Source organism: Pseudomonas sp. MHK4 (genome assembly GCF_054600775.1).
Window position 1 is genome coordinate 1,079,488 of sequence record NZ_BAAIAK010000001.1, and the last position, 18,174, is coordinate 1,097,661.

Sequence of the window (18,174 nt, forward strand, 5' to 3'; positions counted from 1 at the left end):
AGGCCTCCTCAGCAGTTTTCGAAGTGGGTCTTGCGCTGGCCGCGCAGGACGATATCAAAGCGATAAGCCAGGCAATCCATGGGATTGGCCATGCTCATATCCAGCCTGGCGACCAGACTCTGCACCGCCTCCTGATTGGCGATCGATTTGACGATCGGGCACATGGGGATGAGCGGATCACCTTCGAAATACAGCTGGGTAACCAGGCGCGTGGCAATGGACGGGCCACTGATGGAAACGTGGATGTGCGCGGGGCGCCAATCGTTGGGGCCGTTGCGCCAAGGGTAGGGGCCGGGTTTGACGGTGCGGAAACTGTAGTTGCCATCGCGGTCGGTCAACGCACGGCCAACGCCGCCGAAATTCGGGTCAAGCGGGGCCAGATAGCTGTCTTTCTTATGCCGGTATCGGCCACCGGCATTTGCCTGCCACATTTCGACCAGGGTATGGGGAATCGGCTTGCCGTACTGATCGCACACCCGGCCCGCGACGATGATGCGTTCGCCAACGGGCAGGCCGCCGTGGTTGAAATTCAACAGCAGGTCGTTATCGTGACGGCCCATCTGCAAATGGGAAAAATCCGGGCCGCTGGTTTCGGATACAGATTGCGGGATGCTCACCAGTGCCTGGCGCGGGGAGCGCAGGATGGAAGTCTTGTAGTCAGGCGTCAGGGCTTTGGGATGCCAATTACGGTCACGAATGACGAAGCGGCTGTCGTGCGCATCAGACATGTCGTTTTTCCTATTGTTATGGGTGGACAGAGGCAGGTGCTGCGTTGGCAGCGATCCCAGTTTCCCCTTGTACGACCCAGCGCAAAATTGAAAAAACCGACCTTATCCATATCCAGATGGTTATGGATATTTGCCTTCGCGATATTCCTGGCCTACCTCGCGCAGTGCCTCCACGCACCACTGCGCCGCGGGTGTCAGCGCCAACGCGGGATTTGTGCAGAGCCCCACGGAGCCCCCAGGCTCACGCATTCCCAGATCCAGCTCCACCAATTCACCTTGCCTCAAGTCCTGTCTGACAGCGTCGAAAGGCGCGACCCAGATAGCCTGGCTGCTTTGTACATAGCGTCGACTCAAGGCGACAGACAGGGTTTCCAGGCGTTGGCGTGAGGGAGTTATCCCGTGTTGCACAAACAGGCTGTCGGCGAATTTGCGGATCGTCGTTCCGGCCGACGGCAACACCAGCGGATAGTCTTCGAGGTTTTTCTGCCCCTGCGGATCAGCGAGCACCGGATGGCCGCTTCGCACCACCAGGGTCATGGATTCGCTGTAGAGGTGTTCGAACGCCAGCCCGAGAATCAATGGGCTATCGGTCATCCGGCCCACCACCAGGTCCAGCTCACCGACACGCAGTCGGGACAACAGGTAGGCACTTGGCCCCGTCACGACACTGACCACCAACGCCGGGTGGCGGGCGTGCAGACGGCAGACCACTTCAGGGACCAACAGGCTTTCGACGGTGGACAGCACACCGAGCTGCACGCTGATGGGCTCATGCACCCCGGAGCGCAAACTGTTCACCCCGTCGCGCAACGATTGCACGCTCGGCCCGGCGTATCGCAGGAAGGCCATGCCGGCCTCGGTCAGTGTCGAGCCCTTTTTACTCCGTTCAAACAGCGTGGCATCCAGCAGGGTTTCCAGCTCCTTGAGGGTCTTGGAAAGCGCCGGCTGGCTGATTGCCAACTTGTCGCAGGCACGCGCCAGGCTGCCCTGGCGCGCCACCTCGAGAAAACACAACAGATGACGGAATTTGATGCGGGTATCGATGTTCAATCTGCTGTTCTGCCTGGGTGGTTTGGCTTCCATGCTATCGGTATCACCGATGAATGGAAGAGAGCGGCGTCCTGGATTTTACTTACCCTTCCAGTACTTCTGCATTTCCAGGAACAGGAAGGACGCGGTCCATGTGATGAGCACCAGCCCCGTGAGGGCTTGCAGACCGGTCAGGTACTTGAGGTTGCCCACCGGCGAAATATCGCCAAAACCTATCGTCGTGTACGTCGTGAAAGAGAAGTACACGCAGTCCATCAGCGAACCGTCGAAATTGCCTGTCAGGCTGCCCCATTTCCCGGAATGCACCATCAGGTAATAGACCAGGGCAAAGCACCAGACTTCTATCGCGTGGGCCAGGAGGGCGCCGAATACCCCGACCACTATCCTGAAGCGGCTCCACAACTTGAGCCGTGGCAGCCAGTCATTCATGCGTAACAGACATTCGTAGTGGATCACCACGGCGATGATGACCACCAGCGTATTGATCAGCGTGACTGCCAGCATGGCAAATCTCCTGCGAAAAAGGACTGAACCTTCGCGCACACACCCGGGGTCTCATGACAATAACGGTTTGACTCAAGTCATGAACCCGGCGGAGGCGCCATGGACAAGCCGCTCGATAAATACAACGACATGCGGGACTTCGACAAAAGTCCCGAGCCTTCCGGTGTGTCCAGGTCTAGCGGTCGAAAGGGCAAGGCCCATGCGCTGCTGTTCTGCATCCAGAAGCACGATGCAACCCGGCTGCATTACGACTTCCGCCTGGAACTCGAAGGTACGCTCAAAAGCTGGGCAGTGCCCAAGGGACCGTCCCTGGACCCCAAGGTCAAGCGCCTGGCGGTGCATGTCGAAGACCATCCGCTGGATTACGCCACCTTTGAAGGCAGCATCCCCGAAGGCCATTACGGTGCCGGCGATGTCATCGTCTGGGACCGAGGCGTGTGGATTCCCCAGGAGGATCCGGCCAAGGCCTACGCCAAGGGCCGGCTCAAGTTCGAACTGCAGGGCGAGAAGCTCGCAGGATTGTGGAACCTGGTGCGCACGCATATGCCGGGCAAGCAGGAGCAGTGGTTCCTGATCAAGCATCAGGACGGTGCCGCCCGGCCGGAAAGTGATTACGACGTGGTGGCCGCCGAGCCCGACAGCGTGCTCAGCGAGCGGACCCTCATAACCAAATCAGCCAAGTCGTCTAATCCCAAGGCCGTCAAGCAGCCCGCTGCACCAAAGCGTAAAGCGCCACGCAAGGAAGAGTCCGCACCACTGACCGGCGCGCACAAGGCCAAATTGCCGGACCAGATCAAACCGGAACTGGCGACGCTGGTGGAAAAGGCCCCGGGCGGTCAGTGGAGTTATGAGGTCAAGTTCGACGGCTACCGGATCATGGCGCGTATCGACCACGACGATGTCAAACTCTTCACCCGCAACGGCCACGACTGGACCCACAAGCTGCCAGGCCAGGCCAAGGCGCTGGTCGGCCTGGGCCTGGAGTCAGCTTGGCTCGACGGCGAGATGGTGGTGGCCGACGAGCAGGGCGTGCCGGACTTCCAGGCCTTGCAAAACGCCTTTGAGGCCGGGCGCAGCGGCAATATTCTCTACTACCTGTTCGATATGCCCTACCTCAATGGCGTTGACCTGCGCGAGGTGCCCGTCGAGGAGCGCAGGGCTGCGCTGGCGACTGTGCTCAAGACCAGCAAGGACCCGTTGCTGCGCTTCTCCGACGCCTTCGGTGAAGACCCGGAGGCCTTGCTCAACAGCGCCTGCCAGATGCAAATGGAAGGCCTGATCGGCAAACGCCTCGGTTCACCCTATGTATCAAGGCGCAGCAGTGACTGGGTCAAACTCAAGTGCAAGCATCGACAGGAATTCGTCATCGTCGGCTTCACTGACCCCAAGGGTTCGCGCAGCGCTTTCGGTGCGTTGCTCCTGGGGCTGCATGACCGGGACAGCGGTGAGTTGCGTTATGCGGGCAAGGTCGGCACCGGGTTTACCGAGGCGACTCTCAATAGCATCCATCAACAACTCAAACCCCTGAAGACGAAAAAACCCGCCGTGGTCAACCCGCCGAGCGGTGCCGAGTTCAAGGCCGTGCACTGGCTCAAACCCAGCCTGCTGGCGGAAGTGGCCTTTGCCGAAATGACCAAGGACGGTTCGGTGCGTCATGCGGTGTTCCATGGCCTGCGTGACGATAAACCTGCCAAAGACATCACTGAGGAGCGTGCGACTGCCGTGAAATCTGCCCCTGGGAAAAAAACCGCCGCCGCCAAGCCTTCCCCCGCCAAGGCATCCGCCGCGAAAAAGAAACCCGAACCTGCGCCGTCGCAGATCGGCCTTGACCAGGGCAAGGTGCGCATCACTCACCCGGACCGGGTCATCGACGCCAGCAGTGGTGCAACCAAAGTGCAACTGGCGGAGTATTACGCCAGCGTCGCGCAGTGGATTCTGCCGCAGCTCAAGGACCGTCCCGTAGCGCTGGTACGAGCACCGGACGGCATCGCCGGCGAGCTGTTTTTCCAGAAAAACGCCGAGCGCCTGGCGATCCCCGGCATCACCACCCTTGACCAGGAACTTACGGGCCAACCGATGATGGTGATCAACAATGCCGAAGCCTTGATCGGCGCCGTGCAGATGAGCACTGTCGAGCTGCACACCTGGAACGCCACCTCGGACCACCTCGACAAACCCGACCGCTTCATCCTCGACCTCGACCCGGACCCGGCGCTGCCATGGAAACGCATGGTCGAGGCTACCCAATTGACCCTGACGGTGCTCGATGAACTGGGGCTCAGGGCCTTCCTCAAGACCAGCGGCGGCAAGGGCATTCACCTGGTGGTGCCGCTGACCCGCAAGCTCGGCTGGGACGAGGTCAAGGAGTTCAGTCATGCCATTGTCAGCCACATGGCCAAGATGCTGCCGGAGCGTTTTTCCGCGGTATCGGGGCCGAAGAACCGGGTAGGGCGGATCTTCATCGATTACCTGCGCAACGGCTTGGGCGCGACCACCATTTGTGCCTACGCCGCGCGTACTCGCGAAGGGCTGCCGGTGTCGGTGCCGATTTTTCGTGAAGAGGTGGAAGAGCTCAAGGGCGGCAACCAGTGGAACATTCACAACGTGCATGAACGCCTGGCCGAAGTGGGCGATGAGCCTTGGGCAGACATGAAGAAAACCCGGCAGACGATTACTGCCGAGATGCGCAGGCGCGTGGGAATGAAAAAAACCTGACACCAGGTCCTGTAGGAGCCGGCTTGCCGGCGAAGAACGTTAACGCGGTGCAACAGTTGCACCGAGGTGTCTTGTTCGCCGGCAAGCCTGGCTCCTACAACACAATCGTATTATTTGTTGATGAACGCCTGGAAGTCGCTACCCAGTTTGTCGATCGCCGTCTTGAAGTCCTGGGAGGTGATTTTCTGTTTGTCGTTTTCCAGCGTGGTGCCAAAGACCTTGCGCACGACCCGGCCTACGGACTGATTGTTCTTGGCGTCGATGAACTCGGCCTCGATATACAGTTCGGTGTTTTCATCGCGGATACCGGTCGCTGCGGACACACCGCCCACCACCGCTGCGATTGGCACCACTTCATACCAGTGCATGCCTTCAGGCGAGGCACTGACCCCGGTGATCGCCGCACGCATGACCAGGGTTTTCGCGCCGGCCGGCGCGGCGGCCGGGCTGGAAACGACCCGGTACTTCTGGCCCAGCGTGGTCTTGGCCTTGTTGGTCATGTAGTTCTGGATTTCGGTCAGCGTCTGCTGGTTTACCCGCTCATTGGGCTTGGGCGCCGGGTACATTTCCAGGCGGGTGAATGCCACGGTGTCATAGGCATTCGGGTTGAATGACGGGCTCACCCAGCGCATCGCTGTACCGCCGCTAGGCGTCTCGACTTCCTGCAGGTTGTTGTAGGTGGACAGGTAGCCGGAGTACTGCTCCTTCTCGGTGACTTTGGACGTACAACCGCCGAGCATGAGCCCGGCCAGGGCGGTGCCAACAAGCAATTTGCGGGTCAGGTTCATAGTGCTGTTTACTCCTTGGTTGAAATCGTTTTTTTTTTTAAATCAGAATCGCCAAGTCATGTTGCCGGTCACGGCCGAAATCCAGGCGGTGTCGAACTGACCGGAAATCCGATTGCCCGACGGGGATTTAGTCTGGTCAACCGGCATATCACCAAGATAGACCATGGCCCAACTGACGTTGACATCGGTGTCCTTGTTCACAGCATAGGTGGCTCCCGTGGCAAAGCGCCAGGATTCTGCCATTGGTACGGTCAACGTGCGGTCGCTGTCCGAAACGGGACTGCTGTCGTACGCCACGCCGACGTTCCACAGCAGTTGCGGCGTGGCCTGGTATTGCGCGCCGAGCGCCAGTTGCCAGGTGTCTTTGTAGTTGGCGTCGATTGTAGTTGAGCGCGCGTCGATAGCCGTGGTGTCGACCTGTACGCCGACCTCGCCGAACTCTGACCAGTCCTGCCAGTTGACCGAGGCGAGCAAGGCCCACTGCCGATCCAGTTGCTGGAACAGACTCAGGGTCACGGTTTGTGGCACCGTCAGATCGAGCTGGGTGTTCAGGCCGTTGAGCCTGTTCAATGCCGGCCCATTGCCCTTGATATCCAGCCCGTCTTCGAAGTCCAGATCGACCTTGCTGGTGTAGGTCAGGCCAATCCGCGTGCCGGTTTGTGGAGCGTAGATCACCCCCACGTTCGCGCCAAAACCCCAATCCTCGTCCTTGTACTTGAACTGGCCGTCGCCGCGGTCGGTGAAGCCCAATGGCGAGCGGTCAATGGCGGTCTGGGCCTGCAGCATGCCGTACATGGCCTTGACGCCGACGCCCACCGACCATTGCTCGTTGAAGCGGTAAGCCACGCTCGGCACCAGGGACAATCCCCCGAGGCTGGCGTTCTGCGAGAAGTAGCGCCCGGACCAATCGTTGTCGTAATTGACCGCCAGGCCAAAGTCGGCGTACTGGCCGAAGCCGATGCTCCAGTGGTCGTCCAGCTCATGGGTGATGAAGAAGCTGCCGCCGGGAATCGGATCGAGGGCGTTGCCGCTGCCACTGCCCGGCACGTTGGTGTCGCCGTCGCGATTGAACTCCAGGTTGCCGTAGAGCACCTGCAGGCCACCGGTGATTTGCGTGCCCGGCAGGTAGCTCATGCCCGCCGGGTTGCTGGCAATCGTCGAGGGACCTTGCGCCCGGGCCGCGGCACCGGCGTTGGCCAGGCCGGCGTTATCGGTGCCGATTTCGTAAAGCATGATCCCGCCGGCATGGGCTTGCTGGCAGCACAGGGCAAGCACTGTGAGAGTGGGCAGGGCGGATGTCTTGATCTGCATGGTATTACCTCAGCAAATGTCCTTTTCCCCCGAGGTGGCCAGCTGCGGCCACCCGTGAACGGGTTGCTTACTTGCCCATGGCCGCCCGGGCCGCCTCGATCTTGGCCTTGACCGAGTCGAGGTTGAAGCTCGCGCCTTTTTGCATGGGCGGAAACTCAATGGCGGTTTCGGCCAGCTTGGCCACCTGTTGTTGCACGAACACAAAACGCCAGAACTGGAACTTGAACCAGTCGAAGTACTGGGTGGAGCCATTGGCCGCCTGGTGCTGCGGCCAGCCGGCACGCTCAAACGGGTCCAGGCGCAAGTTGGTCAGTACGGGGACGTCGATATTGACCTTGGCCCCCAACCAGCCATCGGGCTGATCGATGAAGCGGTACTTGTAGTCATCGATGCGGACCGCTCCCAGCGTGCTTTCGCCAAAATAAAAAATCTCATGGCGATTGGACGGACCTTTGCCCGTGATCATCGGCGTCTGGTCATAGCCGTCCAGGTGCACTTTGTAGCTGGTATCGCCCAGTTGCTTGCCCTGGAGCAATTGCGCGCTGATGTTTGGATTGCCGGCCGCGGCGACCAGGGTCGGGAACCAGTCCAGGCCGGACATGATGCCGTTGGCGATCTGGTTTGCCGGTACTTTGCCCGGCCAACGGATAATCGCCGGCGCGCGAAAGCCTCCTTCCATGACCGTGCCTTTACCCATGGCAAACGGTGTTTGTCCACCATCCGGCCAAGTGAAGTTTTCCGCGCCGTTATCGGTGGTGAAAATCACGATGGTGTTGTCATCCATGCCGTCTTTTTTCAGCTTGGCCATGACGTCGCCGACGATGTCGTCGATCTGGGCCATGCCAGCCTCTTGTTCCGACCAGCCATTTTCCGCATTGCGCATGGCCTGGTACTTGTCGGAGAGGTGGGTGACGATGTGCATGCGGGTCGGGTTGAGCCAGACGAAGAACGGTTTGTTGTCCTGTTTGGCCTTGTCGATAAAGCTGAAGGCCTTGTCACGGATTTCGTCGTCGACGGTTTTCATTCGTTCCGGATACAGCGTGCCGGCGTCTTCGATTTTCTGTTTGCCGACTTTGCCCCAGCGCGGCATGACGGTGCTGTCATCGGTGGTGCTGGCCCAACTGTGGACCATGTTGCGCGGGCCGACCGTTGCCAACAGCGCTTGCGGGTAATTGGGGTGCGCCGGGTCTTCCATGGCGTCGAGGTGATAGAGGTAGCCGAAGAACTCGTCGAACCCGTGCACGGTGGGCAGAAATTCGTTCAGGTCGCCCAGGTGGTTCTTGCCGAACTGGCCAGTGGCATAGCCCATGGATTTCAAGGCCGTGGCAATGGTTACCGCCTGGGCGGGAATTCCGACGGGAGAACCGGCCTGGCCCACCGTGGTCATACCGGTCCTGATCGGCAGCTCTCCGGTAATGAAATTGGCGCGCCCTGCGGTACAGCTGGCCTCGGCGTAGTAGTCGGTAAAGCGCATGCCTTCAGCGGCAAGTTGATCGAGGTTGGGGGTCCTGCCGGCCATCATGCCCTGGTTGTAGACACCGATATTGGACCAGCCAATATCGTCGCCCATGATCACCACGATGTTGGGGGCCTTGTCGGCGGCATGGGTCATGCCGGGGAGCATGATTGCGGACATCAGTATGGGTACAGCGAACATTGAAGTTAACGTAGTTCGGTTCATGTCGAGCTCCTGCGTACTAGCGTTAGTACCCTGAGACGAACCCCCGAGCGCCATGGAATTTGGGAACCCCCGCGAAGAGCGTAGGTTCGAATGGCGAAATTTCCAGTTATTGGCAATCGGTGTTTCAGGTCGCTTACACAGGGGCCGTCTTCGTCACCCGAGTTGGCGGCGTCGGTGCGGTTTGCGCGGGGGCGGGGTGGTCATCGGAAAGCGGTTGCGCAGCTCTTCGCGGTGGCGCGCCAGGGCTTCATCTTTTTCGCGTTTCTCCAACAGTTGCACGCACACGTCGAAGTCTTTTCATTCATGGCCCGCGCAACGTATTTCATTTCCTCGAATCGAGGCGGCAAGACTGCCTCGCCGCCTCGATGCCACTACTTGCCGGCAGTGGCCGCCAGCAATGGCGCTACCTGCTCGTCAGTCAGTGCCGCCTGGACCTTCATGGTCATCAGGTCGCTCCATTGCAGTACCCACTGCTGGATCGGTACCGCATCGCTGGCCTCGGCAATGCCAAAACCGGCCGCGCCACCGACGGCGTGCCAGCGCCCGAGCATCTTGACGCCGTCCGGTGGTGCGCCACCGGTCTTGAGAAAGCGTTCGATTGCACTGTTGCGATTGGCCGAACTGATTTTCCAGCTGACGATGAATAACATCTGCCACCTCCTTCCAGGGATTGGCACCTGTGTGTCTGCGCGCACCGGGTTGGCGCCGGGACCACGGTCACGTTTGCCTTGCCAGGGTCATCCTGCCTGGCCTGAAACGCTTGCTCCCTTGAGAAGGCATAGCAGCGCCGCGCACTTCACGTACGACCGCCGATCCTGTTTTGGGGATCAGGTATCGCGCAACAGGTCGTTGGCGTTGAGCAGCTCAAAGGCGATTTGCGGACGATTTTCCAAGGCCCGACGAATCGCGGCCGGAATCGAGGCGCGGGTTTTGCGGCACAGCCCCGGCAGTTCGCCGACGTAGATGCCAATGCCGCGCATGGTCCGCACTTCATTGAAGCTGGGCACGATGTCCACACGGATGCCCAACTGCTCGAACATCCGCCGTTGCAGGTGCTCAAGGTCCTGCAGGCTTTGCAGGTTTTCCAGGCGTTCGACCAGGCGTTTTTCTTCCGCGCGGGTCAGGAACAGGATGCGCAGGTCCGCGCCCGGTGTTTCCAGCAGCGGGTCACGCCCGCAGTCGCAGGCGCCGGGCGGGCAGGGTTGGCGGATCGGAGCGGAGGTGGTCATGGGGTTCAATCATAGAGCGCTGTGATTGAGTTTGCCCAGAGCTTTGGATTGAAGGTGATCGATCCCTGTGTAGGAGCGAGCTTGCTCGCGATGGAGTGTCAGTCGGCATCAATGTGGCTGACACACCATCGCGAGCAAGCTCGCTCCTACAAAGGGTTGTGCGTGGCCTGTTACTTCAGTACCAGCATCCGATAAACCCCAGCCTCGGCTTCGATCCCGTGGGTGTCATGGGTGAAGCCCGGGAAGGACCTGTCGAAGGCTTCCAGCGCCTTGAGGTAGGCCAGCAACGGACCGTCGGCAGCCCCGGCATTTTCACCCGGCATCAGCAAGGGAATGCCCGGTGGATACGGCACGATACCGGTGGCGGCGATGCGCCCGGCGGCCTGGTCCAGGGTGACCAGTTCGATCTCGTTGCGCACCAGTTTCTCGTAGGCTTCCACCGGGCTGAACACCGCTTGCGGCAGCGTGCCGAACGCCTGGGACATGGCCGAGGTGGTCTTGTGCTGCTTCATGGCGGCGAAGATCTCGTCGGCCAGGTCCTTGAGGCCCATGCCCGCGTAACGGGTCTGGTTACCGGCCAGCAGGTCCGGCAGGCACAGCTCCAGCTCGACGTTGTCGTCATAGTCGCGCTTGAAGTCCAGCAGTGCGTTGACCAGCGTGCCCCATTTGCCCTTGGTGATGCCGATGGAGAACAGGAACAGGATGGTGAAGTCGGTGGTTTTCTCGACGACGATGCCCTGACGTCCCAGGTACGCGGTCAGCACGCATGCCGGGATGCCGGTCGGGAGCAGGTTGCCGTCATCGCCCATGCCGGGACTGAGCACCGAGACCTTGATCGGGTCCAGCATGCAGTAGCCTTCCTCGATGTCGCCGAAGCCGTGCCAGACCTCGTTGGGGTGCAGGACCCAGCAGTTCGGCTCGGTTTTCAGCAGCTGCGGATCGACTTCGTGGAACGGCACCGTGGCATTGCCCACCTGCACGGTCGGCGGCTGCCAGCAGGTGAAGAACCAGTCGTCCTTGCTCAGCATCTCGTGGTGCATGCGCGAGATGACCTGGCGGAAGGCCACGGCTTCCTCGATGGATTCGCTGGTGAGGATCTGCCCGCTGGGCGCTTCCATCATCGCCGAGCTGACGTCGCAAGACGCCATGATCGCGTAGTTCGGCGAAGTCGAGGCGTGCATCATGTACGACTCGTTGAAACGTCCGTGTTCGATCGGGTTGCGGCCGTTGCGCACGTGAATCATCGAGGCCTGGGACAGCGCCGCCAGCAACTTGTGGGTCGACTGGGTGGCGAACACGGTCGGCTTCGACGCATCGTGGTCGTCCGGGCTGCCGTGCATGGCGTGGCGGTCGCGGTACAGCGGGTTGAAACGCGCGTAGCCGTACCAGGCTTCGTCGAAATGCAGGCGGTCGACGCTCTGGCCCAGCAGTTCTTCGACCCGGGTGACGTTGTAGGTCAGGCCGTCGTAGGTGGAGTTGGTGATGATCGCGTGGACCGGCGTCGGGTCAATGCCGTCCTTGACCATCGGGTTGTTGGCGATGGCCGCTTTCACGCCTTCGGCGCTCAGGGTTTGCGGGAGGATCGGGCCGATGATGCCGTAGCGGTTGCGCGTCGGTACCAGGTAGGTCGGCAGGGCACCCGACAGGGTCATCGCGTGCTCGGCGGACTTGTGGCAATTGCGGTCGCACAGGGCGATCTGGTTGCGCGTGACGCTGGCCATGAGGATCACGCGGTTGGACATCGACGAACCGTTGGTGACGTAGTAGGTGCGATGGGCGCCGAACACCTTGGCCGCGTAGCGTTCGCCCTGGCCAATGGGGCCACTGTGATCGAGCAGCGAGCCCAGTTCACCGACCGAGATCGACAGGTCGGAACGCAGCAGGTTTTCCCCGAAGAACTCGTAGAACGCCCGGCCCGCGGTGCTTTTGAGAAACGCCGTGCCACCGGCGTGGCCAGGGGTGTGCCAGGAATATTCGTAGGACCTGGCGAACTTCACCAGCGCGCCGAACATCGGCGGCAGGGCGGCCTGGCGATAGCGCTCGATGGCCGCCAGGATACGCCCGCTGAGGAAACGGCTGGTGTCCTCGGGCAACCAGATGAAGTCGTCGGCGTGTTGCATGACCAGCAACGGAATGCTCGACGCCGTGGTGCGGTCGCTGATCAGGAACACCGGCACGCGCGTGTTGCGTTCGCGCAGTTTGACCAGCAGTTTGATGCAGTCTTCGTGATCTTTGCTGGTGTCCATTTCCCAACTGATCAGCACGCATTGGACGGCCGGGTCCGAACGCAGGATCGACGCGGCATCGCTGAGGCTTTCCGAGGCCAGCACGCTGACGCCACGCCCCTCTACGTCACTGACCAACTGATCCAGGGCGCGGCCAAACACCGTGCGCTTGTCCGGCGGGCTGCTGACCAGCAGTGCGAGCATCCCGAGTGAATGTTTATAGTCCGTCATGCGTTAACCTCCAGAGTGGCTTTATTCAGGCTGTTCACCGGCACCGGTTGGCCAGTGAGGTGCTGCGCGCTGACAGTTTGTGTCGGCACGCTGTTGTTGATCGCTTCGAGGCGAATCAGGCGGTTGTTGACGAAGCCGAAGAGCGTGTAGCCGAAGATGGTCGCCACGCCCCCGAGCATCAGCGCCTGCTCGCCTGAACTGTAGAGCGCCAGGTAGCTGTAGGCCGCGGCTACCCAGGCAATGATGTTGGTGGCCAGCGCCTTGCCGGCCGGCACGTTGGAGACCTTCTGCATGGTCATCAACGCGGCCATCGAGAGGATGTACGGCACCAGGTTGGTGACCACCGCGAGGTTGACCAGGGTGTCGAACTGTTTGCTCAGGTCGGGACTGATGGTGAGGAAACCCAGCGCCGTTTGCGCGGCCAGCAGTACCAGCATGCCGACGATCGGCGTACCGGCCTTGTTGCACTTGGCGAAGATCGACAGGAAGTAACCGGTGTCCGCCGAGCTTTTGTAGACCTGGGCAATGGTGAACTGCCAGCCCAGCAGCGAGCCGATGCAGGCCAGCACCATCGCCGCCATCACGATGTCGCCCACCAGCGGGGTGAACATCTTGGCGAAGACCAGGCCGAAGGGTGCGGTCGAGGCGGCCAGTTCCGGGTTGTCGACGATGCCGGCGATGACGTTGGTGGAAACGATGTAGATCACCGCCGCGCCGAGGGTGCCGCCGAGTACCGCGATCGGTACGTTTTTCTCGGGGTTTTCCACTGCGTCGGTGTTGGCGCACGCCGATTCCAGGCCGAGGAAGGCCCACAAGGTGATCGCCACCGAAGCACCGGCAGCGTCGAACCAGCCCATGTTGTGCGGGTTCCAGCCGGCGGCATAGACGCTGCTGTCGAACCAGAACCAGCCCACGGTGGACACCAGTACCACCGGCGCGATCACGCCCCAGACGGTGACTGCACCAATCCGGCCGGTGATCCGCGCACCGCCAAAGTTGGCGAACGTGGTGATCCACAGCAGCGCGATGGTCGCCAGGCCCACTTGCAGTGAGTCCAGTTGGATGTGGAACAGCTCCTGGATATAGCCGACCGCGGTAATGCTGATCGCCACGTTGGCGATCAACAGCGAGAGGCCATAGGTGTAGTTGGTGATGTAGTTACCGGCCTTGCCGAAGGTGTACTCAGCGTATCCTCCCATGCCCCCGGTCTTTCGACTGAGCATCCCGCATCGCGCAAAGGCGTAGGCCAATGCCAGTGAACCGGTGGCTGTAATCAGCCAGGAAAGTATCGATATTGCCCCGACTTCAGCGAGCTTCGAGGGTAGTAGCACAATGCCCGAACCCAACATGTTGACAGCGGTCAACATCGTCAGTTGCCCCACAGTCATTTTCTTTGCGACTGACATTCCGTTGCCTCATTAGTTGGCGGAGAGAGCTTAGCTATAGCAAAGTTTTGAAATGTAGCAAGAAAATGACTTTGGTTTACTGATGCAGATCACGGTATTGAATAGAAGGCATTATGCTGGCCCCCATGTTCCCCGCTTGTCGCCAGAATCGCTTTATTTTCAGGCGGTTAGGTGGAATGCAAATGCGCAATGTCTGGGTCGTGCTGATCTCTTTCAGCGTCGCGGGTCTTACAATTTCTGCCCAGGCCAGGGAACTGAAGCCTGGTGATACTTATATGTGCAGTTGGGGCGCGGGCACCGCGGCAAGAGCCCAGGAACTCAAGTTGTCCGGGGTTTCACTGTATGCGGCACGGCAAAAAATCCAGGCGTACAAGTTTTCCAAGCCGTGGATGCGGATGATGGCAATGGGCATTACCGAACAAACTTATGACAGCCCGGCGCGGATAAAACCGGCGGCGGTGAAGCAGAGTTTTTATGATGATTGTGTGAAGTACAAGTTGGCGCGAAAGTAACTAAAACGTGTGAACGTTCAGAAATACTCACACGCACCATGAACTAGGCCGGCCAGTAGGCCGCCTCGTTTCTGCTTTTGATCTGGCTCTGGCTCTGGCTCTGGCGCTGGATTTTGATTTTTCTTGCCCCATCGCGGCTGCTCCTACAGGCTCTTCCAAGTGACTCGCTGTAAGAGCGAAACCATAAGTAGCCGTTGCCGCAGGAATGGATATGTACTCGGTCAACAAATAACAGGTTGGCTGACAGGTCGCCATCGCCGGCAGGCCGGCTCCCACAGTAGATCGGGTATGGCAGTGGGAGATGGGTTGGTTATGAGGCCGTCATCGCTGGCAAGCCAGCTCCTACAGGGTTTGTGGCGCAGGGGAGGGCCTTTGTCGGATCGGGCGCCGGGTCGGGCAACGCCGTCTATATTGAATGCCTGGCACCCAGCCTGAACGCTGATTCACCTGACATTGCATGAACCCCAATTCAATCAGGAGATCATCATGACCCAGCTCGACAAAGTCCTGTACACCGCAAAAACCCACACCACCGGCGGCCGGGACGGCGCATCGCGCAGTTCTGACGGCATTCTCGATATCAAGCTGTCGTCCCCTGGCGCCGGTGGCGGCGGCACCAATCCGGAGCAACTGTTCGCCGCCGGCTGGTCAGCCTGTTTCATTGGCGCCATGGGCGTCGCCGCCAAGGAATTGAAAGTGGCGCTGCCCAAGGACGTGGCGGTCGATACCGAAGTCGACCTGGGCACCAACGAAAACGGCTACCTGCTGCAGGCGCGGCTGAATGTGAGCCTGCCGGGCCTGGATCGCGAAACCGCGCAGAAACTCGTCGACACCGGCCACAAGTATTGCCCGTACTCCAAAGCCACCCGCAACAACATCAACGTCACGGTCAAACTCGTTTGAGTTGAAAAAAGGTCCTGGCGACAGTTAAGGGAGCAGCATCGCCAGGACCTGAAAGCGTCAGGCGCGACCGATCCATTTCGCCTCGGTCGGCGCCTGCCATTGTTCAAGCGCATCGATCAGCGCCCCAGGATCGGTGTCCAACAGCAGCATTTCACTGTGTTCGGTTTTCATGAAGCCTTCATCCACCGCATGCCTGAGCAGGCTGCGCACCGGTTCGAAAAAACCGCCGATGTTCAGGCACGCGACGCCTTTGTGGTGTTCGCCCAGTTGCGTCAGCGTTGCCACTTCAAACAACTCTTCAAAGGTCCCCAAACCGCCGGGCAGTGCAATGAAGGCATCGGCGCATTCGCTCATGCGCGTCTTGCGGCTGCGCATGTCCTGCGTCACTTCATGCCGGGTCAGCCCTTGATGCAGGTGCCCGAGATCGAACAACAGACGGGTGATGATGCCGACCACCTCGCCGCCCTCGGCGAGTACGGTATCGGCCATCACGCCCATCAGACCCTTGTCGGTGCCGCCATACACCAGGCGCAGGCCGCGCCTGGCGATTTCCCGGCCGAGGGCCCGGGCGCCTTCGATGTAGTCAGGGTTGAAGCCGTAGTTGGAGCCGCAGAACACGGCAATGCTACGCAGGGGAGAGGTGATCGTCATGGAATCTTTCCTGGGTGTGGTTCAGGCGGACATTGACGTGAGGCTGGAAAAATACAGTGCGCTTTCCTGCGCGGTTTTTGCCCGGGAAGCGCTCAAGGCCTGGGGTTTTTGACCGGTGCCTTCAACCGAGAAGAACTTCACGTCGCGCAAGCCGATATTCGCCAGTACGGTCTTCAGCCACGGCCGCAAAAAGTCCGGTTGCCGGGCGTTGGCGCCGGTGAAAGTGCTGCCTGAGGCGATCGCGACGAACACTGGCCGGTCGCGCAGGGTGCCGACATAACCTTCAGGGGTGATGCGAAAAGTTCGCTCGGCCTGGATCACATGGTCGAGCCAGGCCTTCAGTGCCGAAGGCACCATCAGGTTATGCATGGGGGTGGCGATCACCACGCAGTCGGCACTTTCCAGCTCGCGGATCAATTGTTCGGAGCGCAACAAGGCGCCTTTGGCGGCGGGTGCATGGGACGGATCACGGGGGTTGCTCACGGCTTGGGCATAGTCGGCATCGATATGCGCAAGCCCTGTGACCCCGCGCTCGGTGATGATGAAATCAGTGCCGCGATGGCTGTCGATCAAATGGTTGATGAGGGTTTGCGAGAGTCGATAACTCTCGGAGTCTGTCCCTCGCGGGCTGCAGATCACGCGCAGTATTTTCATGGGACCCTCTGGGGTTCGTTGGCGGCAGGGTCTGCATGATGGGGTTGCCTGGCCCCGCGACAAAGAGCCAAGAATGGGCTGCGTGAGTAGGCCATGGGCCCGGCTTCAGAGCAGCGCCAGGATCCGTTTTCCAAGCTGTTCGGCGCTGGCTTGCGAGGCGATGTTGGCGAAGCCGAGCAGCAATCCCCAGTGGTCTTGGCCGGCGACGCAACACTCGCTCAAGGCCTCGGCGTAGATGCCCGCGTTCAGCAGTCGCTGCACCAGCGCACAGTCCGATTGTGCCTGGCGCAATCGCAGGATCAGGTGCATGCCGCCCGGCTGGGCATCGATGTGGATGTGCTCGGCCAGCACGTTGCCCAGTCCCCTGACGGCCGCCTCCCGGCGTTCGCCGTAGAGTTTGCGCATGCGTTGGATATGCCGGGCGAAATGGCCCTCGGTCACGAAGGTTGCGACGATGGCCTGGGTCAGTTCCGGACAACCGCCGAGGAAGGTCTGGCTGACGTGTTCGAAACGATCCACCTGCGCCGCAGGTACCACCAGGTAAGCCAGGCGGATACCGGGGAACAGCACTTTGCTGAAGGTGCCGGCGTAGAGGACGCGCCCATCGCGATCCAGGCTCTTGAGCGCGGGCAGCGGACGGCTGACGTAACGGTACTCGCCGTCGTAGTCGTCCTCGATGATCCACGCTTGCTCCCGACTGGCCCACTCCAGCAGTTGCAGGCGTCGTGGCAACGACAGCGACATGCACAAGGGGCTTTGATGGGCCGGCGTGACCACGGCGGCTCGCGCCCCGGGCGAATCGCTCACGCCTTGCGCGACTTGCATGCCGTCCTGATCCACCGTAACGGGCTGCACCCCGATCTGCAGGTATTCGAGCAATTGGCGGGTAGGGGGGTAGCCGGGGTTCTCGACGAGCACGCGCTCGCCCGGTTTGAGCAAGGCGTGGACGATCAGCGTCAGGGTGTTGCGGTAGCCCGAAGTGACGAACACCTGCGACGGCTGGCAATCGATGCCGCGCGCCACTTGCAGGTAACTGGCGATCGCACTGCGCAAGGATTCCAGGCCGTAGGACGATGGATTGGCCATGTCCGCCACGCCGGTCGCGCGCACGCAACGGGCGCCGATCTGCGCCCAGATCTTGCGCGGAAACTCATCCAGCGCCGGTAACGCCATTTGAAAGGGCAGTACCGGCGCCTTGTGCCGGACTGAAGCGCTGGCAAGGGGACTCAAGGCGCGTTCGTCACGACCGGGGGCTGGTCTGGTCGTGAGCCCTGCCGCCACTACCGTGCCGGCCTGGCCACGGGACTGGATGTAACCTTCGGCGGCCAGCAAAGAATACGCGGTATCGATGGTGCCCCGGGCCAGCCCCAGCTCTTTTGCCAGTGCCCGGGCAGCTGGAATGCGCTCGCCCGGCGCGAGCACGCCGTCGCTGATCGCACCGCGAAAGCGCCAGTAGATTTGCCGGTAGATCGGTTCCTTCGAGGCAGGGTCGAGGGCAGAAAGGTCGCGGATGGGGCTGGTCATGGACGCACTCTGGGGCAAACCTGGTTGCCGGTTTGAACAATGATCCTGCAAGTCATCATGAC

16 protein-coding genes are annotated in these 18,174 nt (G+C 60.7%); 3 read left to right on the top strand and 13 right to left on the bottom strand.

What is annotated here, in order from left to right:
- Positions 1-8: 8 nt before the first annotated feature.
- From pcaH to ACYP2Q_RS04700, 3 genes are all read right to left on the bottom strand, one after another.
- A complete protein-coding gene (pcaH, locus tag ACYP2Q_RS04690; protein WP_459729418.1) occupies positions 9-728 on the bottom strand; it encodes a protocatechuate 3,4-dioxygenase subunit beta in 720 nt (239 codons plus the stop codon).
- A 120-nt stretch (positions 729-848) separates the two neighbouring features.
- Complete coding sequence (gene pcaQ, locus ACYP2Q_RS04695) at positions 849-1,778, bottom strand: pca operon transcription factor PcaQ (protein ID WP_459729482.1); 930 nt, start codon at positions 1,776-1,778, stop codon at positions 849-851.
- Positions 1,779-1,856: 78 nt separating this feature from the next.
- Complete coding sequence (locus ACYP2Q_RS04700; protein ID WP_459729419.1) at positions 1,857-2,282, bottom strand: potassium channel family protein; 426 nt, start codon at positions 2,280-2,282, stop codon at positions 1,857-1,859.
- 99 nt (positions 2,283-2,381) lie between these two features.
- Here ACYP2Q_RS04700 and ligD point away from each other — a divergent pair, with 99 nt between their 5' ends.
- Positions 2,382-4,997, top strand: a complete 2,616-nt coding sequence (gene ligD / locus ACYP2Q_RS04705; protein WP_459729420.1) for a DNA ligase D — start codon at positions 2,382-2,384, stop codon at positions 4,995-4,997.
- A 110-nt stretch (positions 4,998-5,107) separates the two neighbouring features.
- On the opposite strand, the gene ACYP2Q_RS04710 is transcribed toward ligD, so the two are convergent.
- From ACYP2Q_RS04710 to potE, 7 genes are all read right to left on the bottom strand, one after another.
- Entirely contained in the window at positions 5,108-5,785 is a 678-nt protein-coding gene (locus ACYP2Q_RS04710; protein WP_459729421.1) for a DUF3313 domain-containing protein, read from the bottom strand.
- A 42-nt stretch (positions 5,786-5,827) separates the two neighbouring features.
- Positions 5,828-7,096, bottom strand: a complete 1,269-nt coding sequence (locus ACYP2Q_RS04715) for an OmpP1/FadL family transporter (protein WP_459729422.1) — start codon at positions 7,094-7,096, stop codon at positions 5,828-5,830.
- A gap of 67 nt (positions 7,097-7,163) precedes the next feature.
- Positions 7,164-8,777 carry an arylsulfatase gene (locus ACYP2Q_RS04720; RefSeq protein ID WP_459729423.1) on the bottom strand — a complete coding sequence of 538 codons (1,614 nt, stop codon included), beginning with the start codon at positions 8,775-8,777 and terminating at the stop codon, positions 7,164-7,166.
- Positions 8,778-9,148: 371 nt separating this feature from the next.
- Positions 9,149-9,427 (bottom strand): DUF3303 domain-containing protein, encoded by a 279-nt coding sequence (locus tag ACYP2Q_RS04725; protein WP_459729424.1) that lies wholly within the window; start codon positions 9,425-9,427, stop codon positions 9,149-9,151.
- A 177-nt stretch (positions 9,428-9,604) separates the two neighbouring features.
- On the bottom strand, positions 9,605-10,006 hold the full coding sequence (locus ACYP2Q_RS04730) for a hypothetical protein (protein WP_459729425.1): 402 nt from the start codon (positions 10,004-10,006) through the stop codon (positions 9,605-9,607).
- A gap of 170 nt (positions 10,007-10,176) precedes the next feature.
- The gene (locus ACYP2Q_RS04735; protein ID WP_459729426.1) at positions 10,177-12,462 is read right to left on the bottom strand and encodes an Orn/Lys/Arg family decarboxylase; all 2,286 of its coding nucleotides are present in this window, start codon (positions 12,460-12,462) and stop codon (positions 10,177-10,179) included.
- The gene (gene potE / locus ACYP2Q_RS04740; RefSeq protein WP_459729427.1) at positions 12,459-13,868 is read right to left on the bottom strand and encodes a putrescine-ornithine antiporter; all 1,410 of its coding nucleotides are present in this window, start codon (positions 13,866-13,868) and stop codon (positions 12,459-12,461) included. The genes ACYP2Q_RS04735 and potE overlap by 4 nt, the downstream gene beginning before the upstream one ends.
- A gap of 182 nt (positions 13,869-14,050) precedes the next feature.
- Here potE and ACYP2Q_RS04745 point away from each other — a divergent pair, with 182 nt between their 5' ends.
- Both ACYP2Q_RS04745 and ACYP2Q_RS04750 read left to right on the top strand, forming a co-directional pair.
- Positions 14,051-14,380: a hypothetical protein gene (locus ACYP2Q_RS04745; protein WP_459729428.1), complete on the top strand. Its 330-nt coding sequence runs from the start codon at positions 14,051-14,053 to the stop codon at positions 14,378-14,380.
- Between the two features lie 486 nt (positions 14,381-14,866).
- On the top strand, positions 14,867-15,283 hold the full coding sequence (locus ACYP2Q_RS04750) for an organic hydroperoxide resistance protein (protein WP_459729429.1): 417 nt from the start codon (positions 14,867-14,869) through the stop codon (positions 15,281-15,283).
- A gap of 57 nt (positions 15,284-15,340) precedes the next feature.
- Here the strand turns inward: ACYP2Q_RS04750 and ACYP2Q_RS04755 are convergent, their stop codons facing one another.
- From ACYP2Q_RS04755 to pdxR, 3 genes are all read right to left on the bottom strand, one after another.
- Positions 15,341-15,934 (bottom strand): LOG family protein, encoded by a 594-nt coding sequence (locus ACYP2Q_RS04755; RefSeq protein ID WP_459729430.1) that lies wholly within the window; start codon positions 15,932-15,934, stop codon positions 15,341-15,343.
- A 21-nt stretch (positions 15,935-15,955) separates the two neighbouring features.
- A complete protein-coding gene (locus ACYP2Q_RS04760; protein WP_459729431.1) occupies positions 15,956-16,588 on the bottom strand; it encodes an FMN-dependent NADH-azoreductase in 633 nt (210 codons plus the stop codon).
- A 105-nt stretch (positions 16,589-16,693) separates the two neighbouring features.
- Positions 16,694-18,112 (bottom strand): MocR-like pyridoxine biosynthesis transcription factor PdxR, encoded by a 1,419-nt coding sequence (gene pdxR, locus ACYP2Q_RS04765; RefSeq protein ID WP_459729432.1) that lies wholly within the window; start codon positions 18,110-18,112, stop codon positions 16,694-16,696.
- Positions 18,113-18,174 lie beyond the last annotated feature (62 nt).